This window comes from Lawsonibacter sp. JLR.KK007 (assembly GCF_036941135.1).
Lineage (GTDB): Bacteria > Bacillota > Clostridia > Oscillospirales > Oscillospiraceae > Lawsonibacter.
This window is the reverse complement of record NZ_JAYWSY010000002.1, coordinates 210,565-233,336: the sequence shown is the minus strand read 5'-3', so window position 1 is coordinate 233,336 and position 22,772 is coordinate 210,565. Positions and strand designations below refer to the sequence as shown.

Annotated in this window: 20 protein-coding genes and 3 pseudogenes; 17 read left to right on the top strand and 6 right to left on the bottom strand. The window is 54.9% G+C overall.

All coding sequences use genetic code 11. The features are described 5' to 3' along the window. Positions 1 to 2: 2 nt before the first annotated feature. The 5 genes from rpoB to VV088_RS10940 form a co-directional block, all read right to left on the bottom strand. The gene (gene rpoB, locus VV088_RS10960; RefSeq protein WP_334600706.1) at positions 3 to 3,905 is read right to left on the bottom strand and encodes a DNA-directed RNA polymerase subunit beta; all 3,903 of its coding nucleotides are present in this window, start codon (positions 3,903 to 3,905) and stop codon (positions 3 to 5) included. 356 nt (positions 3,906 to 4,261) lie between these two features. Further along, complete coding sequence (locus VV088_RS10955) at positions 4,262 to 5,170, bottom strand: C40 family peptidase (RefSeq protein ID WP_334600705.1); 909 nt, start codon at positions 5,168 to 5,170, stop codon at positions 4,262 to 4,264. Between the two features lie 68 nt (positions 5,171 to 5,238). Next, positions 5,239 to 5,529 carry a hypothetical protein gene (locus tag VV088_RS10950; protein ID WP_334600704.1) on the bottom strand — a complete coding sequence of 97 codons (291 nt, stop codon included), beginning with the start codon at positions 5,527 to 5,529 and terminating at the stop codon, positions 5,239 to 5,241. A 158-nt stretch (positions 5,530 to 5,687) separates the two neighbouring features. Next, on the bottom strand, positions 5,688 to 7,094 hold the full coding sequence (locus VV088_RS10945) for an MATE family efflux transporter (protein ID WP_334600703.1): 1,407 nt from the start codon (positions 7,092 to 7,094) through the stop codon (positions 5,688 to 5,690). A gap of 470 nt (positions 7,095 to 7,564) precedes the next feature. Then, complete coding sequence (locus VV088_RS10940) at positions 7,565 to 7,732, bottom strand: response regulator (RefSeq protein WP_442913147.1); 168 nt, start codon at positions 7,730 to 7,732, stop codon at positions 7,565 to 7,567. Between VV088_RS10940 and VV088_RS10935 the strand changes: the two genes are divergently transcribed. From VV088_RS10935 to istB, 9 genes and pseudogenes are all read left to right on the top strand, one after another. Continuing rightward, positions 7,732 to 7,953, top strand: a complete 222-nt coding sequence (locus tag VV088_RS10935) for a hypothetical protein (RefSeq protein WP_442913146.1) — start codon at positions 7,732 to 7,734, stop codon at positions 7,951 to 7,953. The genes VV088_RS10940 and VV088_RS10935 overlap by 1 nt on opposite strands. 110 nt (positions 7,954 to 8,063) lie before the next feature. Then, on the top strand, positions 8,064 to 8,771 hold the full coding sequence (gene vanR, locus VV088_RS10930) for a VanR-ABDEGLN family response regulator transcription factor (RefSeq protein ID WP_334600702.1): 708 nt from the start codon (positions 8,064 to 8,066) through the stop codon (positions 8,769 to 8,771). A gap of 451 nt (positions 8,772 to 9,222) precedes the next feature. Further along, positions 9,223 to 9,930, top strand: a pseudogene (locus tag VV088_RS22775) (sensor histidine kinase); the annotation flags it as partial. A 98-nt stretch (positions 9,931 to 10,028) separates the two neighbouring features. After that, positions 10,029 to 11,072, top strand: a complete 1,044-nt coding sequence (vanG, locus tag VV088_RS10920; protein WP_334600700.1) for a D-alanine--D-serine ligase VanG — start codon at positions 10,029 to 10,031, stop codon at positions 11,070 to 11,072. Next, the gene (locus tag VV088_RS10915) at positions 11,069 to 11,605 is read left to right on the top strand and encodes a M15 family metallopeptidase (RefSeq protein ID WP_334600699.1); all 537 of its coding nucleotides are present in this window, start codon (positions 11,069 to 11,071) and stop codon (positions 11,603 to 11,605) included. Before vanG ends, VV088_RS10915 begins: the two co-directional genes overlap by 4 nt. Next, entirely contained in the window at positions 11,602 to 12,069 is a 468-nt protein-coding gene (locus tag VV088_RS10910; RefSeq protein ID WP_334600698.1) for a DapH/DapD/GlmU-related protein, read from the top strand. The genes VV088_RS10915 and VV088_RS10910 overlap by 4 nt, the downstream gene beginning before the upstream one ends. Next, positions 12,062 to 13,141 carry a serine racemase VanT catalytic subunit gene (vanT, locus tag VV088_RS10905; RefSeq protein WP_334600696.1) on the top strand — a complete coding sequence of 360 codons (1,080 nt, stop codon included), beginning with the start codon at positions 12,062 to 12,064 and terminating at the stop codon, positions 13,139 to 13,141. Before VV088_RS10910 ends, vanT begins: the two co-directional genes overlap by 8 nt. A 293-nt stretch (positions 13,142 to 13,434) precedes the next feature. Next, positions 13,435 to 14,658, top strand: a complete 1,224-nt coding sequence (istA, locus tag VV088_RS10900; RefSeq protein ID WP_334600695.1) for an IS21 family transposase — start codon at positions 13,435 to 13,437, stop codon at positions 14,656 to 14,658. Further along, positions 14,651 to 15,504: pseudogene (gene istB / locus VV088_RS10895) on the top strand (IS21-like element helper ATPase IstB). Before istA ends, istB begins: the two are co-directional and overlap by 8 nt. A 75-nt stretch (positions 15,505 to 15,579) precedes the next feature. On the opposite strand, the pseudogene VV088_RS10890 reads toward istB, so the two are convergent. Further along, positions 15,580 to 15,779 (bottom strand): annotated as a pseudogene (locus tag VV088_RS10890) (transcriptional regulator); the annotation flags it as partial. A gap of 169 nt (positions 15,780 to 15,948) precedes the next feature. On the opposite strand from VV088_RS10890, the gene VV088_RS10885 reads away from it, so the two are divergent. The 8 genes from VV088_RS10885 (at position 15,949) to VV088_RS10850 (ending at position 22,761) form a co-directional block, all read left to right on the top strand. After that, entirely contained in the window at positions 15,949 to 16,518 is a 570-nt protein-coding gene (locus VV088_RS10885) for a TetR/AcrR family transcriptional regulator (protein ID WP_334600693.1), read from the top strand. 63 nt (positions 16,519 to 16,581) lie between these two features. Further along, entirely contained in the window at positions 16,582 to 17,796 is a 1,215-nt protein-coding gene (locus tag VV088_RS10880; RefSeq protein ID WP_334600692.1) for a cation diffusion facilitator family transporter, read from the top strand. Continuing rightward, a complete protein-coding gene (locus VV088_RS10875) occupies positions 17,793 to 19,172 on the top strand; it encodes an MATE family efflux transporter (protein ID WP_334600691.1) in 1,380 nt (459 codons plus the stop codon). Before VV088_RS10880 ends, VV088_RS10875 begins: the two co-directional genes overlap by 4 nt. After that, a complete protein-coding gene (locus tag VV088_RS10870) occupies positions 19,169 to 19,537 on the top strand; it encodes a metal-dependent transcriptional regulator (RefSeq protein WP_334602062.1) in 369 nt (122 codons plus the stop codon). Before VV088_RS10875 ends, VV088_RS10870 begins: the two co-directional genes overlap by 4 nt. Before the next feature lie 443 nt (positions 19,538 to 19,980). Then, positions 19,981 to 20,364, top strand: a complete 384-nt coding sequence (locus VV088_RS10865; RefSeq protein WP_334600690.1) for an RNA polymerase sigma factor — start codon at positions 19,981 to 19,983, stop codon at positions 20,362 to 20,364. A 126-nt stretch (positions 20,365 to 20,490) separates the two neighbouring features. Beyond that, positions 20,491 to 20,772: a DUF3847 domain-containing protein gene (locus VV088_RS10860; RefSeq protein ID WP_334600688.1), complete on the top strand. Its 282-nt coding sequence runs from the start codon at positions 20,491 to 20,493 to the stop codon at positions 20,770 to 20,772. A 235-nt stretch (positions 20,773 to 21,007) separates the two neighbouring features. Then, a complete protein-coding gene (gene mobQ / locus VV088_RS10855; RefSeq protein WP_334600687.1) occupies positions 21,008 to 22,408 on the top strand; it encodes a MobQ family relaxase in 1,401 nt (466 codons plus the stop codon). Between the two features lie 32 nt (positions 22,409 to 22,440). Next, the gene (locus VV088_RS10850) at positions 22,441 to 22,761 is read left to right on the top strand and encodes a DeoR family transcriptional regulator (protein ID WP_334600685.1); all 321 of its coding nucleotides are present in this window, start codon (positions 22,441 to 22,443) and stop codon (positions 22,759 to 22,761) included. Positions 22,762 to 22,772 lie beyond the last annotated feature (11 nt).

Genomic DNA, 22,772 nt, shown 5'->3' with positions numbered 1-22,772 from the left:
CCTCAGTTATAGTCTTCGTCGGTGAACAGGGCATCCTCCGCGCTCTCCTCGGTCTGGCCGATGGAGAGGTCGTCGTCGTCGCTGTCCCCCTTGAAGGTAAAGCCGCCGGCGGAGGCAAAGTCGCTGCTGGCCTGATAGCCGAAGCCGTCCTCCCGGTCGTAGTAGTCGTCCCGGACGGGCTGATAGGTGTCCTCGTCCTCTTCCTTCAGCTCGATCTCGTTGCCCTCGGTGTCCAGCACCTTCATGTCCAGACACAGAGACTGCAGCTCCTTGATCAGCACCTTGAAGGACTCGGGCACGCCGGGCTTGGGCACGTTCAGGCCCTTGACGATGGCCTCGTAGGTCTTGACACGGCCGGTGACGTCGTCGGATTTGACGGTCAAAATCTCCTGGAGGGTGTAGGCGGCGCCGTAGGCTTCCAGGGCCCACACCTCCATCTCGCCGAAACGCTGGCCGCCGAACTGGGCCTTGCCGCCCAGCGGCTGCTGGGTGACCAGCGAGTAGGGGCCGGTGGCGCGGGCGTGGATCTTGTCGTCCACCAGGTGGTGGAGCTTCAGGAAGTAGACGTAGCCCACCGTGACGGGGTTGTCGAACCGGCGGCCGGTGCGGCCGTCATACAGCCAGTTTTTGCCGTCTACGATGCGCAGCCGGCCCTCCTGCTGCCACTGGGCCACCTGCTTGGCGTCGGCCATCTCCTCGGGGGTGAGGGGACGCATGGCAGGGCTGCCGCCTTCTCCGATGGGAGGGGCTACGGCGGCTTTTTCCGCCGTCTCGCCCTCGTCGGCCAGGTAGAGAGGCTTGCCGATCAGCGGCTCGTTCCGGCCCACGGTGCGGGCCAGACCGGCCAGCTTCAGGCAGTCCTGGATGTCGGACTCGGTGGCGCCGTTGAAGATGGGGGTGGCCACCTTCCAGCCCAGCGTCTTGGCGGCGTAGCCCAGATGGACCTCCAGCACCTGACCGATGTTCATACGGGAGGGCACGCCCAGGGGGTTCAGCACGATGTCCAGGGGGGTGCCGTCGGGGAGGAAGGGCATATCCTCCTGGGGCAGGATGCGGGAGACCACGCCCTTGTTGCCGTGGCGGCCGGCCATCTTGTCGCCCACGCTGATCTTACGCTTCTGGGCGATGTAGACACGGACCGTCTGGTTAACACCGGGGCCCAGCTCGTCGCCGGCCTCCCGGGTGAAGACCTTCACGTCCACCACGATGCCGGACTCGCCGTGGGGCACCTTCAGGGAGGTGTCGCGGACCTCCCGGGCTTTTTCACCAAAAATGGCCCGGAGCAGCTTTTCCTCGGCGGTGGCCTCGGCCTCGCCCTTGGGGGTGACCTTGCCCACCAGGTAGTCGCCGGCCCGGATCTCCGCGCCCACCCGGATGATGCCGTGCTCGTCCAGGTCCTTCAGGGCGTCGTCGCCTACGTTGGGGATGTCCCGGGTAATGGTTTCGGGCCCCAGCTTGGTGTCCCGGGCCTCGGTCTCGTACTCCTCGATATGGATGGAGGTGAACACATCATCCTTTACCATCCGTTCGTTCAGGAGGATGGCGTCCTCGTAGTTGTAGCCCTCCCAGGTCATGAAGCCCATAAGGATGTTCCGGCCCAGCGCGATCTCGCCCTTGTCGGTGGAGGGGCCGTCGGCCAGCACGTCCTGGAAGTCCACCCGCTGCCCCGCGTCCACGATGGGCCGCTGGTTGATGCAGGTGGTGTGGTTGGAGCGCAGGTACTTGGTCAGACGGTAGTCCTTGGTCTTCCCGTTGTCATAGGCCACGGTGATATACCGGGCGGACACCTTGGTGACGGTCCCCGGCCCCTCGGCCAGGATGGCCACCTCGGAGTCGATGCAGTTTTTGTGCTCCTGGCCGGTGGCCACGATGGGGGCCTCGGGGCGGAGCAGGGGGACGGCCTGCCGCTGCATGTTGGCGCCCATCAGGGCGCGGTTGGCGTCGTCGTTCTGGAGGAAGGGGATCATGGCGGTGGCCACCGACACCATCATCTTGGGGGAGACGTCCACATAGTCCACCCGGTGCTGATCCACGGAGATGGTCTCGTTGCGGTGGCGGCAGGTGACCCGTTCGTTGACCAGACGGCCCTCCTCGTCCACCGGCTCGGTGGCCTGGGCGATGATATACTCGTCCTCCACATCGGCGGTCATATAGGTGATCTCGTCGGTGAGCCGGCCGGTCTCCTTGTCCACCTTCCGGTAGGGGGCCTCGATGAAGCCGTACTTGTTGATCCGGGCGTAGGAGGCCAGATAGGAGATCAGGCCGATGTTGGGACCTTCGGGGGTCTCGATGGGGCACAGCCGGCCGTAGTGGGAGTAGTGAACGTCACGGACGTCGAAGGAGGCCCGGTCCCGGCTCAGACCGCCGGGGCCCAGAGCGGACAGACGGCGCTTGTGGGTCAGCTCGGCCAGGGGGTTGGTCTGGTCCATGAACTGGGACAGGGGGGAGGAGCCAAAAAACTCCTTAATGGCGGCGGTGACCGGCCGGATGTTGATCAGGCTCTGGGGGGTGACCACATCCAGGTCCTGGGTGGTCATCCGCTCCCGGATCACACGCTCCATGCGGCTGAAGCCGATGCGGAACTGGTTCTGGATCAGCTCGCCCACGCAGCGCAGGCGGCGGTTGCCCAGGTGGTCGATGTCGTCCGGGGTGCCGATGTTGTTGGCCAGACAGTTCAGGTAGTTGATGGAGGCCATGATGTCGGCCACGGTGATGTGGTTGGGGATCAGCTCCTCCTTGGAGCGGCAGATCGCTTCCTTCAGCTCGCTGCCCTGGTACTGCTCCAGCAGCTTGCGCAGCACGGGGAAGGAGACCATCTCGTCGATGCCCACCTCAGAGGGGTCGAAGCCGGTGAGGGCGGTGAAGCCCTTCTGGTTCACCATGTCGTTGGAGAATACCACCACCAGCTTGCCGTCCACGTCCACCACAGCCCGGTTCACACCTCTGTTGTCCAGCTCCTGGGCCCGCTCCCGGGAGAGAACCTCGCCAGCCTCGGCGATGACCTCGCCGGTGAGGGGGTCGGGGATGGGCTGGGCCAGCCTGCAGCCGGACAGCCGGGTCCACAGAGCCATCTTTTTGTTGAACTTGTAGCGGCCTACGGTGGACAGGTCGTACCGCCGGTGGTCGAAGAAGGTGGCGTTGATCAGGGTCTCGGCGGAGTCCAGCGTGGGGGGCTCGCCGGGACGCAGCTTGCGGTAGATCTCCAGCATGGCATCCTCGTAGGTCTTGCAGGCGTCCTTCTCCAGGGTGGCCAGGATGCGCTCGTCCTCGCCAAACAGCTCCAAAATCTCCGGATCGGTGCGGGGCCCCATGGCCCGAATGAGGCAGGTGACGGGCAGCTTGCGGTTCTTGTCGATGCGGACGTAGAACACATCGCTCAGGTCGGTCTCATACTCCAGCCAGGCGCCCCGGCCGGGGATGACGGTGGTGGCGTAGGTCTTGTTGTCCGCCTTGTCCACCTCGCGGGTGTAGTACATGCCAGGGGAGCGGACGATCTGAGAGACGATGACACGCTCGGCCCCGTTGATGACGAAGGTGCCCGAGTTGGTCATGATGGGGAAGTCCCCCATAAAGATCTCCTGCTCATTGATCTGGTTGTTCTGGGTGTTGCGCAGCTGTACCCGCACCTTGATGGGGGCGGCGTAGGTGGCGTCCCGGGCCTTGCACTCCTCCACGTCGTACTTGGGCTTTTCGTCCATGGAGAAGTCCACGAAGGACAGCTCCAGGTTGCCGCCGTAGTCCACGATGGAGCCCACATCCCGGAACACCTCTTTCAGGCCGACGTCCAAAAACCACTGGTAAGAGGTTTTCTGTACCTCCAGCAGGTTGGGCATCTCCAGGATCTCCTCGTACCGGGCGAAGCTCTTTCTTGGGGTCTTGCCATACATTACGTCCTTGACGACCATGCTGAAAAATCAACTCGCTTTCTTCAGAATTGACGGTTGGTTGTCACTTTCTTTGGGCGGATCTTGGAAAAACAGGGGAGAAAAGCTGTCAGTTTGCACAAAACCGCGGAGAGAGGGAGGAGCGGCACACACGGGGGCGTGGTTAAAAACGGCTTCTGCGCTCTTGCCAATCCAGCGGGGGTGTGCTACACTGACATTGTGAATATGGGAAAGTGTCCAATCAAAAATTATACGGACACGAAAGCATTTTATTTTACCATAACTGGGATAGGCTGTCAAGGTCTATTCCGTTTTTTTTGCACAAAAAACGCTCCCCGTCTGCATCCAGACGGGGAGCGCGGTGTTTATGTATTTGATCAGACAATGCGGCGGGCTCCCACGAAGCCGGTGGTGTAGTAGGCGTCCGACATGCGGCTGATGATGACGCCCACCTTGGAGGTAGAGGCGTGGATGAACTGGTTGTTGCCAATGTACAGCCCCACGTGGGAGGCGGGCTTTGAGGTGTTCTTCTTGAAGAAGACCAGGTCGCCGGGCTGAAGCTCGTCCCGAGAGATGACAACGCCGTTTTGCAGCTGGTCAGAGGCGGAACGGTAGAGGCTATAGCCGAACTGCTTGTACACATAAGAGGTAAAGCCGGAGCAGTCAAACCCGCTGGGGGAGGCGCCGCCGTAGACGTAGCGGTAGCCCAGGAACTGGAGCGCGTAGTCCGCAACCTCCTGGCCCTTGCTGGAGTTTTGGGCCTCGGTGGCGTCCACTTCCTGCACATAGTCGCCGCAGACGTAGCCGCTCTCGATCTGATACCAGCCGTCCAGAACGTCCAGGACCTCGGCGGTCCGGCCCACAGACAGCTGGCCCACCCGGTCATAGTCGGTGCTGGGGCCGGTGCGGATGTTCAGCGGACCCTGGAGGACCTTGATGTACATCACCTCCGCCAGCTCGTCGGTGGGAGCGGCGGAAGCGGGGATGGGGGCGTCCGCTACGGTGTCGTCCCCCTCCGAGACGATCAGGTAGTCGGCGGAGACATAGCCCTCAGTGCCCTTGTAGGAGACCTGATACCAGCCTTCCACGGACTGGTCCAGCACGTCCACCTGGGTGCCGTGGGGCAGCTTGGTGAGCACAGAGCTTTCGGTGCTGGCCTGGGAGCGCAGCCGCAGGCTGCTGCCCTCTGTATTGACGGTGCCGGTGGCGGCCAGGGTGGGGGAGACCATAACGGCGGCCAGCAGCAGGCTGGCGGTGACACGGGAAGCGATACGCTTGAAGTTCATCTTGACGTCCTCCTATTTTTGTCAGCAGACGGCTTATCGGCAGTGTGGAATCCAGTTTGTAACTTTTGTTACTTTCCGGCCAGCGCCCGGTCCAGCCAGACGGCGGCCACGTCCATCGCGGCGTAGAGACTGTCCTTCTCGCTCTTCTTGACCACCCGGTCCCGGCTCTTCAGGTCGGGGTCGGTGAACTGAAGCTGGACGGATACCTTGTCCGCAACCGTTAAATCGCCCTGTTTTTTGGAGGAAAGGACCTGCAACATGATGATATACTTCTCGGCCATAGTTCCGTAATAGATCAGATTGTCTTTCCGGCGCAGGGGGTGACCCTTATAGGAAAGCGGTGGAGCTTGGTTTGCCATAATACGCCTCCTCAAAAAATTGGTTACGAATTGGGTTCGGAAAACTGTAACCGAATTGTAACATAATTGTTACCGTTTGTCAAACCCTTTCCCGAAAATTCTCCAGGAAATTTTTGACGGAAAAAGGACCGTTTCAAACGGTCCTTTTTTCAAACTGCTTACAGCTCTGGATGGCGTCCCTCGGTGGACAGATAGGCGGGGCCGTCGTTCCGCACCTTGGCGAACGCCCGGCGGCGGACGATCAGCATGAGGAACAGGAAGTGGAACAGGGTGGTGATGATCCAGGTGACCGGGTAGGACATGTACAGGCAGGCGGGGGTGCGGTCAAGGGGGAAGACGGCGGCCACCCACAGCAGCCGCAGGCCGCAGGCCCCCACGATGGAGGTGACCATGGGGATCACCGAGCTGCCCAGCCCCCGCAGCACACCCACCAGGGTGTCCATGATGCCGCAGATGAAGTAGGGGCAGCAGATAAAGCTCATCCGGATCAGGGCCTGAGCCACCACGTCGGGTTCGCCGGGGGCGTAGATGCCCGCCAGAGGGGCGCCCAGCAGGTAGGCCAGGTTGCCAAAGATCAGACCGGCCAGGACCGAGTACAGCACGCACTGCCAGGCCACCTTGTCCACCCGCTCGCACTTGGCGGCGCCGTAATTCTGGCCCACGAAGGAGATGGCCGCCTGGTGGAAGGCGTTCATGGACACATAGACGAAGCTCTCAATGTTGGCCGAGGCGGCGGAGCCGGCGACCAGCACCGGGTCGTCGAAGGAATTGAGGGAGGACTGAATCACTACGTTGGACAGGGAGAACACCACGCCCTGAAAGCCGGCAGGCAGGCCCACCTTTAAAATTTGGAGGACCACCTTTTTTGTCAGGCCCAGCTTTTTCAGCTCCAGGCGGAGGGGCTCCTGTTCGTTCATCAGGCAGCGCACGACCAGTCCGGCAGAGATGTACTGGGCGATGATGGTGGCCAGAGCCACTCCGGCCACGTCCAGCTGGCAGCCGATGACAAAGATCAGGTTGAGGAGGACGTTGACCACCCCGGCGAAGGTGAGGAAGTACAGGGGCCGCTGGGTGTCCCCCTGGGCCCGGAGGATGGCCGCGCCGAAGTTGTACACCAGATTGGCAGGCATGCCCAGAAAGTAGATGCGCAGGTACACGGTGGCCAGATCGATGACGTCGGTGGGGGAGGAGGTCCACTCCAGCAGCTGCCGGACCATCATGGTCCCGAACAGCATCATGCCCACTCCGCTGGCCAGGGCCAGGGTCATGGCGGTGTGGACGCTCTGGCTTACGTTGTCGTGCCGCCCGGCGCCCAGGTCCCGGGACACCACCACGTTGGTGCCCACCGACAGGCCCACGAACAGATTAATCATCAGGTTGATGAGGGAGGTGTTGGACCCCACCGCAGCCAGCGCCTCTTTCCCGGCGAACCGGCCCACCACCACGATATCCGCCGCGTTGAACAGCAGCTGGAGCAGGCTGGAGGCCATCAGGGGCAGGGCAAAGAGCAGGATCTTGTCCGCCAGAGAGCCGCTGCACATGTCAATGCTGTGGCTTTTTTTCACAATGTCTGATTCTCCTTATATGTTCACAGTCAGATAATCATACTACAGGAAAATCGGACGGTCCAGTACTAAAATGTACAAATTATTGGGGATTTTTTTGCTCGAACAGTACCACCGGTTCCACATGCTTGGCAGGCGGACACACAGCGCCGGCCATTTCCGGTCCATGCCGGGGCGTGAGTCGGGAATTGGGGATTTGCTGCTTTGCCTGCTTCCGCGATAGGGCCGGCCATGTGATCTGGAGACCGCGAAACGGCGGTAATCGTTCCCGTTAAGGATTCCACCCAAGTGACATACTGAATGGGAATCGCATAAAGGCCGCCGCCTTGATCGACCCGAAAGAGTAAATTGCGCCGAGCGCGTCCGCCTCATACATGGCCCGTCCCCAGATCGACTGCCCCAAGACCCAGCCCCGCCAGCTTGTCCGCCGCCTCGTCACGGGCCGTCAGAAAGATCACGGGAATATCCGTTCATGCGCGGATCTGCTCCATCAGGGAAAAGCCGTCGCCGTCCGGGAGCATCACATCCAAAATCGCCAGATCAGGCTGTTCCGCCTTGGCGGCGGCAAGACCCTCTTTCCTATTGGCGGCGGTCACAAGGCGCGAAAAGCCCTCGTCCGCTAAAATAGCCGATACCATTGCTGGTGATCCCCGGTATTCTGGCCGCCAACACGCCGCTCTGGATTGCTTATCCCTACTGTTACAGCGGCTATCTGGTGTCCTGTTCCCTCCACGATTTTACGGCGGAAACCTCTGACGCCGCGTTTGCGTTGATGCCCTTCCTGCCCTGTGCGATCGCTGTATTCGCTGCTCTGCTTGCCCTGTCGGTAACACAATTTGGAAAAAAGGAAATGAGGTAATCCTAAATATTAGGAAAATCTTAATCATTTCTGAGTAAAAAAACAAGAAAGCCAGAGAGAATCTGTGATAAAATGTTTTAGGGTTCCTGCATATGGAAGAGGTTGATAAAATGAGTGACAAAATTTTAATCGTGGACGATGAACAGGAAATATCCGATCTTGTGGAGTTGTACTTGAAAAATGAGAATTATCAGGTATTCAAATTTTACTCCGCTAAGGAGGCCCTGGAATGTATTGAATCCACAGAACTTGATCTGGCGATTTTGGACATTATGCTGCCAGAGATGAACGGCTTTTCCCTCTGCCAAACGATCAGGGAGCAGCACACATATCCTGTCATCATGCTGACAGCCAAGGATGGGGAAACCGATAAAATCACCGGCCTGACGTTAGGGGCGGATGACTATATGACGAAGCCCTTCCGTCCGTTGGAGCTGGTGGCACGGGTAAAGGCCCAGCTACGGCGGTACAAGCGGTACAACCCGGCCCGAGCTCCATCACTGGAGGATACTTCCGGTGTGATTTTACACGCTGGGTTGGAGCTGAATACCGGCACTCATACCTGCCTGCTGCATGATAAACCGCTGTCCCTGACCCCTACCGAGTTTTCCATCCTGCGCATTTTATTGGAGCGAAAGGGAAAGGTTGTCAGCTCTGAGGAGTTATTTCACGAAATTTGGAGGGACGAGTATTACAGCAAAAGCAACAATACAATTACGGTCCATATCCGGCATCTGCGGGAGAAGCTGGGGGACACCATAGATAGCCCGAAGTATATCAAAACTATTTGGGGAGTGGGGTATCAAATTGAAAGGTAAATCAGTTAAAATTTTACAACTTATCGCCGTTATTATAATCGGCATTGGGACCTGTGTTGCAGTCTACTTTCTTGTTGACAGGGTATGGAACGGCAGCTTTGTGGATTGGTTTGAATTTAATTTTATGCAGACGTACAATACTTATCTTCCAGAAGCCGGACAAACAACTATCATCCGTGAGCCGATGTGGTGGAAAGTAAAACAGCTGTTGTTAGCCGCTTTTATAGGCGTGGTTGTTGTGAATATCATAACTGCGTTTGTTGCGGCCCACTTCTATGCCAAATCAGTGCGCAGAAAAACAATCACATCAATTAGTAACATGCTTCACAGCTGCATGAGTGAGGAAACAGATGAACTGTTCCCTCGGGAATATGCTGAAATATCGGTAGAAATGGCGGAAATCAGAGCGTCTATGCTTCGCAGCGAACAGGCCCTCCGAAATGAATCCGCACAGAAGAACGATTTAGTCACTTACCTCGCCCACGACTTAAAGACCCCGTTGACTTCGGTAATCGGCTACCTGAGCCTGTTGGACGAGGCCCCCGATATGCCAGCGGAGCAAAAAGCAAAATATACCCACATCGCGCTGGACAAAGCAAACCGGCTGGAGCGGCTGGTCAACGAATTTTTTGAAATCACCCGATACAATTTGCAGGAAATCAGGCTGAACAAAGAGCAAATCGACCTCTACTATATGCTGGTACAGCTGCGGGATGAATTTTATCCGGTTCTGTCCGCAAAAGGAAATACCGCTGTCCTCCGGGCCGACGAATCTCTGACACTTTGGGGCGACCCGGAAAAGCTGGCCCGCGTGTTCAACAATATTCTGAAAAATGCGGCGGCGTACAGCTTTCCCAATTCAGAAATCATCCTTTCCGCTCAGGAACGGAGCGGACAAATGGTGATTGCCTTTGAAAATCGGGGTCCGACCATCCCGGCGGAAAAGCTGTCCATGATTTTTGACCGCTTCTATCGTATGGACGAGGCCCGCAGTACCAATGCAGGAGGAGCCGGGCTGGGACTGGCAATCGCAAAGGAAATTGTCACGCTCCACAACGGCAGTATTTCGGCGGAAAGCCGGGAGAATGTTACAACATTTACTGTCTGCCTGCCTGTTTCCCATTCAGAAAATATCAATCCTACATTAGGAATTTCTTAGGAATTTCACAGTAAAACATTAAAACATGGTCCGTTTGTCCCTGGTATGATAGATATACCAGAGGCAAACGGATTTTTATGTACAGAAAGGATGTCATCATGGACAAGCTCAATATCGCAATTTTGTTTGGCGGCTGCTCCCCGGAGTACAGCGTATCGCTGGAATCGGCCCATGCGGTCATTACCCACCTGGACCAAACAAGGTACGCCCCTGTGCTGATTGGTATTTCCCCCTCCGGGGACTGGTATCACTTCACCGGGGATGTAGAAAAAATCAGGCTGGATACCTGGAATAACCCTACCGACTGCGCTCCGGCCCTGGTATCCCCCGACCGGAGCGCCTGCGCTCTGCTGGTGCCAAGCAGCGGAAAGCGAATCAGGCTGGACGCCGGGTTTCCTGTTCTGCATGGGAAAAACGGGGAGGACGGAACGGTGCAAGGTATCTTTGAGCTGGCGGGTATTCCATTAGTGGGGTGCGGCGTTCTGGCCTCCGCGCTGTGCATGGACAAGGACCGCGCCCACAAGCTGGTTCAAGCCGCGGGGGTGGCCGTTCCCGCCTCCGCCGTCCTGGAGCGGGAAACGGACGCGGGAGAGGCGTTGGCCGCCGCTGAAACGCTGGGGTTTCCGCTGTTTGTCAAGCCTGTCCGGGCTGGCTCCTCCTATGGAATCACAAAGATCATGGAGCGGAACGAGCTGCCCGCCGCCCTCAAACTGGCCTTCCAATATGACAGCCGTGTGGTTTTGGAGGAGGCCGTCTCCGGGTTTGAGGTGGGCTGCGCCGTGTTGGGCGACGATACTTTGACTGTGGGAGAGCTGGACGAAATTGAACTGGCCGGAGGTTTTTTCAATTTTACGGAAAAGTACACGCTAAAGACGTCCGCAATTCATGTCCCGGCCCGAATCTCCCCGGAAAAGACGGCAGAAATCAAGAGAATCGCCCAACACATCTATAAGGTCCTTGGGTGTCAGGGGTTTGCCAGAGTGGACATGTTTCTGGACGAGGACGGCAGGGTGGTCTTGAACGAGGTCAACACCATCCCGGGATTTACCGCCCACAGCCGTTATCCCAGCATGATGAAGGCGGCTGGAATGTCCTTGGAACAGATCATCTCCGCTGTGATTGAATTGGCGGTGAAGCGATGAATCCCCTGATTTTGGTCAACGGCCAGCACGCTTACCCGGCGGACACAGCACAGGACTTGATTCCGGTCCATGCAAATTATCCTGATATCCTGTTGGAACAGGAGGCGGCCCAGGCCCTCACCCGTCTCATGGATCAGCTGGGCGGCTGGCAATTTATGATCCCGGTGAGCGGCTGGCGCTCTCTGGAGGAACAGCGGACGATTTACGAACACTCCCTCCGGGACAACGGCCCGGCGTTCACAGAACAGTTTGTGGCCCGGCCCGGACACAGCGAACACCAGACCGGGCTTGCCATCGACCTGGGGCTGCGCCAACAGTCAATCGACTTTATCCGCCCGGAATTTCCCTATGAGGGTATCTGTCAGCAATTTCGGCAGCAGGCCCCTTCCTTCGGCTTTATTGAGCGCTACCCAAAGGGCAAGGAGCGGATCACAGGAATCGCCCATGAGCCGTGGCATTTCCGATATGTCGGCACACCACACAGCGAGAGGATGGCCGGCCTGGGACTGACTCTGGAGGAATATCTGGCATGAGGGAAAACGTCATTGATTGGTCAAAGGGGGACGGCTTACGGTGCTATTGGCGGCTGTTCCGGTGGCGGGAACGGTGCCCGGTTAAACTGGTCAAGGATATTTTGACCTTCTTTCTCAACCGCATGGCCCACCGGCACGGCGGCTATATCGGGAATGGAGCCCAATTTGACGGTACGCCTATTTTACCTCACGGGCTGCATGGTATCTATATTTCCCGGTACGCGCATGTCGGAGCTGGCTGCTGGGTTTACCAAAATGTCACCATTGGCGAAGTTGACCGGGCCGCTCCCCAAATCGGAGACCACTGTCTCATTGGCGCCGGGGCGGTTATTGTCGGAGCAATCCAAATTGGAAGCGATGTGAAAATTGGGGCTGGAGCGGTGGTCTGCACCGATATTCCAAGCAACGCCACCGTAGTGGCCCAGCCCCCAAGAATTATTGTCAGGGGGACGGGACATGGATGATTTTTACCAGGGCCGTGCCTGGATCGAGCTGAACAGAGCGGCTTTGAGGCGGAATGTGGAACGGTTGTCCGCTCTGCTTCCGCCCGGCTGCATATTGATGCCCGCAGTGAAAGCCAATGCCTATGGACACGGCGCAGTCCTGATTGCCAGAGAACTAAATAAGATGGGAATTGACGCTTTCTGTGTTGCCACTGTCTTTGAGGGGGTGGAACTGCGGCAGAATGGAATTTTGGGAGAAATCCTGATACTTGGATACACACATCCTCAGTATGCCCCGCTGATTGCGCAGTACCATTTAACGCAGACGATTGCAGACCATGTTCACGCCCTGGAACTGAACGCCTGTGGTCTGAGTATCAAGGCCCATATCAAGATTGACACAGGAATGCACCGGCTGGGAGAACGCTATGAAAACCTGTCAAAACTGCGGCAGATATTTAACTGCGGCTATCTCCAAATCACAGGGGCCTATACCCATCTGTATGAGGATGATATGACCAGTCCGGCAGACCGGGCGGCGGCATTGAAGCAGAGCGAAATCCTTTGTCAGACAGTAGACCTCTTAAAAAGCCAGGGCTATGTGATCCCCAAGATTCACATTCTGGCTAGTGAGGGCTTGCTCCATTATCCCGAACTCGGCGGCAACTATGCGCGGGTAGGCATTGCGCTCTATGACCGTGTTCTTTCCCTAAAAGCCCGGATCGCGCAGGTAAAAGATGTATTTCCAGGAGAGGGGGCCGGGTATGGACACCAATTTAAGGCGGAGAGAAGCACAAAGATTGCCGTTGCCACGATTGGCTATGCTGATGGGCTGCCACGCAGTTTGTCTAACGGAGTAGGGGCCGCTTTAGTCCGGGGATATATGGCTCCCATTGCGGGCCGTATCTGCATGGATCAGACCGTGCTTGACGTGACAGATGTTCCAGATGTAACGTCCAAAGATTTTGCGGTGTTTATCGGCAGGTCAGGGAATCAGGAAATAACGCCCCAAAATTTGGCGCAGCAAACAGGGACAATCCCCAACGAACTATTGAGCCGGTTAGGGCCGCGTTTGGAAAGGAGGCTAACTTAAAAAGTAAGCAGACCGCAGTGCGTAAAAAAACGTCGCACCGCAGCCCGCTTTTCATGCGTTTGAAGGCACAGTATCAGCGGATTGCTCAGGCAAATCCGCTGTTTTTTTCATGGAGCAGCGACGGCGTTGATCGGAGTAGATGTTATGCTGTTCCGGAGATATATTCAAGTGTCAGCGCCAATGATAAAATGAAAGAAAACGCCGAGGAAAAAATGTAGTTTTGTGGCGGAGGTGAAGGAAAAAAGATAGACTCCCAATCAGGGCGAAAAAGAGCCCGGAAAGGGAGTCAGGAAATGAAAGGAGCACAGTGGATGGATATCCGAAGCGACAGACAAAAAGGCCTGAGCTATGTGGAGCTGGGCCGGAAGTACCACATGGACCCACGAACAGCAAAGCGGTACGCGGAATCGCCGCAGAAGCCGGAGTACACATTGAGCGAACCCAAGCCAACAAAGATGGACCCGTACAAGCAGATCGTGGACGAGTGGCTGGAGGAGGCGCCGTATTCAGCGCTGCGGATCCTGGAGAAGCTGCGGGAGATGGGATTTGACGGGGGCTACAGCATCGTCAAGGCGTATGTGAGCAGCCGGAAGATGGACTTGAATGAGAAAGCAACAGTGCGGTTTGAGACGATGCCGGGGAAGCAGGGGCAGATGGACTGGGGATTCTTCGAGGATCACCTGGTATACGAGGACGGAAAGTGGAAGAAGCTGTATTGCTTTCTCATGATTCTGGGGTATTCGCGGATGCGGTACATCGAGTTCGTAACGGATATGAGCACAAACACGTTGATACGGTGCCATCAGAACGCATTTCGGTATTTCGGAGGTTACCCGGAGGAGATCCTGTATGACAATATGAAGCAGGTGGTCATCAAGCGATTGCTGAAGCAGGAGGACTCCACGCTGAACCGGCAGTTTGAGGACTTCGCGAGATTCTATGGGTTCAAGCCAATTCTGTGCCGGCCCTACCGGGGTCAGACGAAGGGGAAAGTAGAGCGGACGGTGCAGTTTGTCAGAGATAATTTTATGGTGGGGATCAAGTACAACAGCCTGGCGGACTTGAACGGACAGGCCCTGGCCTGGTGCAACAAAGTGAACGGGAAAGTCCACGCCACCACCAACGAAATTCCCTTTGAGAGGTTGAAAAAAGAGGGACTGAGTCCTCTTACCCGTGAGTACATTATCGACAAAATCAACCTGAGGCGAGTACAAAAAGACTGCCTCATCTCCTACGCCGGGAATCAGTACTCCGTGCCAGCGGAGTACGTCGGCAAAGATGTGGCAGTCGTGGCCCTCGACAGCATGTTAGCAGCATATTACGAGGGAAAGCAGATCGCTCTGCACCGAATATCGTATCAGAGAAAGGACATGGTTGTCAATCCTCAGCACTATAGAAGGCTTACGTTGAAGCAGACGATGGATGCAGAAAATGTTCTGCTGGAACAGGGCAAAGTAATAGATTTCCCCTTGAAGCCCTCCGATTTGTCCAGATATGACGAGGTGCTGTATGACTGAATTTACTATGGACAGGCTGAGGGAAAACCTGGAAGCCCTTAAAATGAAAAACACCCTGGAGATTCTGGACAACTACCTGGAACGGGCGGTGGCGGAGGATCTCAATATTGTGGAGGTTTTGGATCACATTTTCTCAGAAGAAGCCAAATCCAAGCGGAGACGGGCCTATGAGAAGCAGATCCACTGGATAGCTCTTAGCGGCTTTGCCGCTTAGAGCTATCGCGTCCCCCTTGCGGGGAGATGTCCGGCTTCCCCATTAAGAAGACCCTGGACGATTTCGACTTCTCTTTCCAACCCTCCATCGATAAACGCCAGATCGACGAACTGGCCACCATGCGCTTCCTGGAAAACGGGGAGAATGTGGTCTTCCTTGGCCCGCCCGGCGTGGGCAAGACCCATCTGGCCTCCGCTCTGGGCCTTGTGGCGGCACAGCATCGCTTTTCCACCTACTACATCAACTGCCATCAGCTTATTGAGCAGCTCAAGAAGGCCCATTTTGAGAACCGTCTGCCGGACAAGCTCAAGGTTCTCGCCAAGTACAGGATGCTTATCATCGACGAGATCGGCTACCTCCCCATGGACATCCAGGGCGCAAACCTGTTCTTCCAGTTGATTGCCAGGCGATATGAGAAGACGTCCACCGTCTTTACCTCCAACAAGACCTTCTCCCAGTGGAACGAGGTCTTTGCCGACGTCACCATCGCCTCCGCCATCCTGGACCGTGTCCTGCATCACTGCACCGTTATCAACATCAAGGGCGAGTCTTACCGCCTGAAAGAACGCAAGGAATTTATGCGCCAGAAGCAGCAAATCGTGAACACTCTTTTTGAGCAAGGAAACGCTTGATTTTGTCCCCCCCTTACCGCCGAAAAACAACAAAATTTCTTCGGCGTTTTCTTACAATTTCATATCGGCGTTGACAATGTTGTAGCGCAGCATTAACTCGAAAAAGATTTGCAGACTTGGGTGCTGGCCCTTGTTCTCAATGTTGGCAAGATAGCGCGGGATAAGTACATCTCGTCACATACCTTTTTCCGGCTCTCTTTACGTTCCAGCCGCGCCGCTTTGATTGCCGCCCCAAAAGCCTTAAAGTCATATCGTGGTACTGGCCTTTTTGCCATATTCATATCACCCTGTTACATTCTACCGTTCCTCTTTTGCTTTGAATATGTCTATATAGTTCTATTGAGTAGCTAAAATAATTCATATTATTTGTGGACGTAAAAAAGGACTTGACAAAATCTACACTCCCGATTATAATTGAACATAAATTCAATATTGGAGGGCGCTATGGCACAGGTATTGAAAGACGAGATACGGGAGAAAATTCTTGCTGCGGCTTTAGATGAATTTTTTGATAGAGGTTACAAACTGGCTGCTATGCGTAATATTGCGGCCAAGGCGCAAATCCCTACCGGCCTTATCTATTCTTACTACAAGAACAAGACTGATTTGTTTGATGCCATCCTCCGTCCTGTGCTGTATGATTGGGAGCGGGTATTGACCGCTGGCGAAGCAGACGAAAGCAAACACAGCAACACAGAAATCTATGGGTTAAGCAAGGCGGAAACAGAATGCTTGCTAAACCTCTTTGCCCATCGGAAAGAATTTATCATCCTGATCGACAAGAGCGGCGGCACAAAGTATGAATGCGAAAAGGAACGTTTTGTCCAAGATATAGAAGCGCATTTGTTGGAGCATCGGGACGACAACTCCGCCGACACAGTTTTCATCCACATTATTGCAAACAATTTTGTGGATGGCCTCATGCAGATCATGTATCACTACAAGGGAAAGGAATGGGCGATTATGATTTTACACAAATTATCCAAAATGTATTTGTCGGGGATCGGTCTTTAGACCGGTTCCTTTTTTTATTGAACAATAATGAACTATCGTTCAAAATTAAAGGAGGAACAGCCTATGATGGCTCAACTAATCAAGCTGTATTTCAAAGGAAAGCTGAACACATCCAACACCGCAGTAAAAAAAGCGTATGCCTCACTGTCCAGCATCGCAGGCATTATCCTGAATCTGCTCTTGTGTACGGCAAAAATCATGACCGGGTTTTTCAGTCGGTCGGTTGCCATATCTGCGGACGGATTTAACAACCTGTCAGACGCAGGAATTTCACTTATGACACTTTTAGGGTTTCAGATCGCGAGGTATGGCAGGGGAAGTACCCACCCGTTCGGTCATGGACGCTTTGAGTGGATCATGGGGATTTTTGCATCCCTTGCCGTGGTGCTGATGGGCGGAAAACTCGTACAAACCTCTTTCCAGTCCATTGTCAGCCCTCAAAAGCCGCTGTTCAGCGTGGCAACGATCATTGTTCTGGTGTTGTCCATCCTGGTAAAAGGCTATATGTATTTTTACAACCAGCAGTTTGCAAAAGTTACAAATTCTGAAACGCTGAAAGCAACTGCCACGGACTGTATCAGCGATGCCGCCGCTACGGGAGCGGTTTTGCTCTCAACGGTAATCAGCCATGTGACAGGCTGGCGGATTGACGGCTACTGCGGCGTATTGGTATCTGCCTTTATTGTGATTGCGGGGACAAAAAGCCTTTGGGAAGTGCTGGGGCGGGTCATGGGCCAGGCCACCGACCAGAGTATCATTGACGACGTTCTACGGACTGTTGAAGCATACCCGGAAATTGCGGCAGTACGGAATCTGATGGTGCATGATTATGGGTTCGGCTATTTCGTGATCTCCTTGCGAATTGAGGGGTACAGAAAAGACAGCGAACAGCTTTACAACGCAATTCACGAAATATCCTGCGCCTTATACCAGCAGTTTCATTGTGACTGTTTCATCCAAGTGGACTATCTCATAGATGACGATGGGGTGACGGCATATTTGCGGGATAAAGTCGAATTTGTTCTGCAAAAGTACAGCGGTAAGGTAAGCATAGACCATTTCCGGCTGATTGAAAGCGGCTGCTATACCACAATTTCACTTGATCTTCTCTATCCTGCTGAACTGCAAAAAAGCGAGGAAGTCATTTGTCGGGAGATTGAAATGGAATTAGAGAGCGAAAATCCTCAATACCGTACAATCATCAAAAGTATTCTTCGGCGGGAGCGATATGGTTCCCACCGTCGAAATAAATCCAAAAATCAGGAGGACAACAAATGAATCAGCAAAGCAACAACCGAATCAGCATCATGCGGGACGAGCCGGTAGCGGCCTCGTTGATGAAGTTAGGCATACCGACCATGATCGGTATGCTGATCTCCGCACTCTACAACGCTATCGACGCCTATTTTGTGAGCGGCCTGGGCATGAGCCAGATGGGGGCGGTGTCTGTTGTATTTCCCATCGTACAGATCGTTATTGGCTTGGGGATGATGTTTGGGGCCGGAGCATCGTCCTATATCTCCCGGTTACTTGGAAAGGGAGATAACGCAGAAGCCAATCGAACCGCCTCCACCGCTCTTTTTGCCAGCATTTTTGTAGGAGCGGTCATTATCGCAGGGATTATGGTATTCCTCGACCCTGTGCTGATGTCGCTGGGGGCAACTGATACGATTTTGCCTTATGCGAGAGCCTACGCCCAAATCTATGTGACTGGCTCCATCATCAATGTGTTTACCGTCACAATGAACAACCTTCTGACGGCGCAGGGTGCTACCCGGTTCACCATGATCTCTATGCTCACCGGCAGTATCATCAACATCATTTTAGATCCGATTATGATTTACGCCCTGGATTGGGGCATTGAGGGCGCGGCTATCGCCACGGTGATTTCGCTGGGCGTCAACATGGCCCTTTATATTGGGTACATAGCAACAAAGCAAGGGGTTCTACGGCTGTCGCTTCGGAATATCCGTCTTTCACCCCAGCTTTTGGGCGAGATTTTGAAAATCGGTATTCCTGTGCTTCTGTTCCAGCTTCTTGCCAGCGCGTCTATGGGACTTACCAACAGCGCGGCAAAGCCTTATGGGGACTATGCTGTGGCGGCGATGGGGGCTGTAATCCGTATTATGACCGTTGGGACTTACATCGTCTTTGGCTTCTTGAAAGGTTTCCAGCCGTTTGCCGGATATAACTACGGCGCAAAGCAATTTGACCGGCTGAAAAAGGCCATCCGCCTTTGCCTCATTTGGTCTACAACATTCGGCATGATCGCGGCTATCGTACTCTTTGCCTTTGCGGAACCAATTGTATCCATTTTTGGAACCGATGCAGAAATGGTACATCTGGCAGGCAAGGCCCTCCGGCTGAACGCAATACTGTTTGTCACCTTTGGTTTTCAGATGGTATATGCAAGTCTTTATCTCTCCATCGGAAAAAGTCTGGTGGGCGGACTGTTGAGCTTAAGCCGACAAGGGATATTTTTCCTGCCCTTGATTTATGTGTTGCCCCGCCTTTTCCAACTATCCGGGGTAATTTGGGTGCAGCCAGCAGCCGACTTGCTGACAACCGCAGTTACCTTCATTTTTGCAATCAAAATCAATCGTGCTTTAACCGTAGAAACATCTGCATATCCACAAGGGGGTGAACCAACCTGACATTAGGTAAATCCTCGGAGGACTATTTAGAGGCCATTTTGATGCTTCACCAGAAAAGGGGGAGCATCAGATCGGTTGACCTTGCCGGATATATGGGATATTCAAAACCAAGTGTCAGCCATGCGGTAAAGAACCTGCGGACTGGCGGATTTCTGGTCATAGATGAAAACGGCTGTCTTTGTCTAACCGAGAATGGACGAACAGTCGCTGAAAAGATTTATGAACGCCGCCAATTTTTCATGGAGCAGCTAATCGCCGCTGGTGTCGATCAGGAAACAGCGGAGCAAGACGCCCACCAGATAGAACACGCAATCAGCGACCTGTCATTTCAAAAGCTGAAAGAAAAAGCACAGCAGACCGATTAGCGCACATCAGTTTTGCTGTTACAGAACTTGACTGCTCCCAACGGGGAAAGAAAAAAACCGTTGGTCGAGGCAGCTAATTTCCTGCGCCCAATTTACATGATGCCAAATCGGACGGCGGTTTTCGGAGATGAAAGCCGCCGTCCGATTGTTTGTGGAACTGGCGGCTGATAGGAGGTAGCCGCCATGAGGCAGATAACCATTCGACCATACCAGATAGAAGCCGCATCGTCAAAAAAAGCCAAGCCACCGCCGAGGAATATTCCATCCATGAGTATGAACTGTCCAATCATCTAAATAGCTGTTTTAATTCCTATGCACCTGTCTGTGCTTTTCAGACAGGTGCATTTCTATTGCTTGGTCGAGACATCATGCCTCAATGCCGTTCCCCGCCTTCTCCGTTCAGACCAAACCCCAGCCAAAAATCTGAACGGAGGAAGATCAAGATGGAAATTACCATCAAAATCAATGGGCGCATGGTGTCCGTTGAGGTCAGCGATGAAGTGGCCGAGTGCTACGACCAGGGCAGACGGAAAGCCGAGAACCTTTCCCACGAAAAGCGGCGGCACTGGGATGGGCGCGAATTTGACGAGTACATAGCTGCCACCGAGGGCCTGCTCCCTTACCAGCCCACCCCGGAGGACATCGTATGCCAGCAGGAAATCCTGGCACTGCTGCTGTCCATTTTGGATACTTGTACAGAGATTCAGCGGGAACGATTTTTGCTCTATGCGTTGTACGGTTACAGTTACGCCGAGATCGGTATGCTGTGCGGATGCTCCAAGGTTTCAGCTTTTGAGAGCATAGAGACCGTCCGAAAAAATTCTTGAAATACTTTGAAAACCACCCTAACGATTGGCCCCTTTAGTGGCTTACCCAGTGAGGGGCATTTGCTCCATCACCGCCAGAGGACAAGCACTCACTTGTCCTCTGGCAGAAAGGAGGTCTATCCCATCATGGATAAGGAAAAATCCTTGTTGCAGCAGAAAGCCGAAGCAGAAAAGAAAGCCCGCCAATACGAGAACCAGGTAAAGATTTTGCTGAACAAGCAGAGGGACGCGGAGCGCCACGCCCGGAACCACCGCCTAATCGTACACGGCGCAATCATGGAGGGCGTGTTCCCCTTCACCGCCAGCATGGATGGCGAGGCGATCAAGGTGTTCCTGATTGCCCTTTCCCGCCTGCCAGGAGCAACAGAAGCGGCAGAAAAGGCGCAGAACGCTGGGGACGAGGGATAGTCCGTTCGGAGAACGGCGCACTTATACACCGTTCCGGTGTCGTACGCCCTGCCGGGGGCTGTTGCGTCCTTGCGGACGCGATGGGGAAGTACCTTCCCCAAACCCCATGTGTGCCAGCAAAAACGAAACATCCGCCTTGCGTCTGCTTCGTTTCCGCTGGCCTATATCCCCCTGACGGAAGGAGGCCGATCTCATAGCAATCTTTCACTGTCCCATCCAAATTATCAAGCGGAGTGTGGGCCGTTCGGCCGTCGCTGCTGCCGCCTACCGAAGCGGCGAACGGCTGACAAACGAGTGGGACGGGCGAACCCATGACTACACGCACAAGCCCGGTGTTGTCCATACTGAAATCATGCTGCCCGCCCATGCCCCGCCGGAGTTTTCAGACCGCTCCACCCTCTGGAACTCTGTGGAGCAAATTGAGAAGGCCAGCGACGCCCAGCTTGCCCGTGAAATTGAAGTTGCCCTTCCCGTAGAGTTGTCCAGAGCGGAGCAGTTAGCCCTTGTCCGGGCATTTGTCAAAGACAATTTCGTGGACGCTGGAATGTGCGCCGACTTTGCGCTTCATGACAAAGGTGACGGCAATCCCCACGCTCACATTCTGCTGACGATCCGGCCTCTCCGCCCTGATGGAAAGTGGGGGCCGAAGTGTCGGAAGGTCTACGACCTGGACAGCCAGGGCAACCGCATCCCGGACGGCAAAGGTGGATGGAAGAATCACCGGGAGGACACCACCGACTGGAACAATCGTGAGAACGCCGAGAAGTGGCGGGCGGCATGGGCCGCTTACGCTAACCGGGCGTTGGAGGCGGCGGGCCGACCGGAGCGCATAGATCACCGCAGCTATGAGCGGCAGGGCGTTGAAAAAATTCCTTCCATCCACATGGGCGTTGCCGCCTCGCAGATGGAACGAAAGGGCATCCAGACGGAGAAAGGGAACATCAATCGCCAAATTGCCGCAGATAACAAATTGCTGAAGGAACTCAAAGCCCGCATCACCCGGATTTACAACTGGTCAAAAGAACAAGCCCAAGCCGAACAGCCCCAGGGCGGTGGCAGTCTCGTGACCCGGCTTTATGAAGCCCAGGCGGAAGTCAACAGGAACAAAGCCCGCTACCGTTCCGGCAGGATTAAGGCCCTCCAAGAGAACGCGAAGCTACTGGCGTTTTTGCAGGGCAACGGCATCACGTCCATGCAAGAACTTTATGAAAAAGTCTCTGCCATGAATGATGCCTATTACGATTTGCGCGGCAAAATTGTCAAGGCCGAGCGTCGCCTCGCTGTCCTGGATGAACGGCTGGAAATGTGGGCGCAGTATGAGAAGTACAAGCCCATTCGCCAAAAGCTGGATAAGGTGAAACCGGGTAAGCGGGAGAAGTACCAGCAGGAGCATAGGGCCGAGTTAGCCGACTTTGACGCCGCTGCTGATTTTCTCAAACGGCTAAAGGAATCCGGCGAGGCGATCACGCCCAAGGCATGGCGGGCCGAGGTTGCGAAGCTGACCGCGCAGAAGGATTTCGATTATCAGAAAATGAGGGATATGCGAGATGAAATCAAAGCCGTTGAAAATCTCCGCAAGGCCGCTGATCGGCTGGCCCATGAGGGACAGCACCAGCAGAAGGAGACTGAACGATAACACTATAATTTTGAAGAAAGGATTTTGCAGTTATGGATATGAACCCGTGGGAGCGCCGCCAAAAGATTTTGGAGGTCTTATGCCTCCGGCGACATGATACTTACAGAAATCTGGCACATGAGTTTAACGTCAGCACCGGGACAATTCGCCGGGACATTGTGGTACTGACCTGCTCCTATCCGGTCGAAACCGTCAAAGGCCACCATGGCGGCGTCAGAGTTGCCGAATGGTTCCACCTTGACCGCCGTTCTCTGAACTCTGCGGAGGTCAGTTTTCTCCGCAGGCTGGGGGAATCCTTGGACGGCCCCGACCTGGAAATGCTCAACCGGATTATCGCTATCTTTTCACATTGAGGGCAACCACC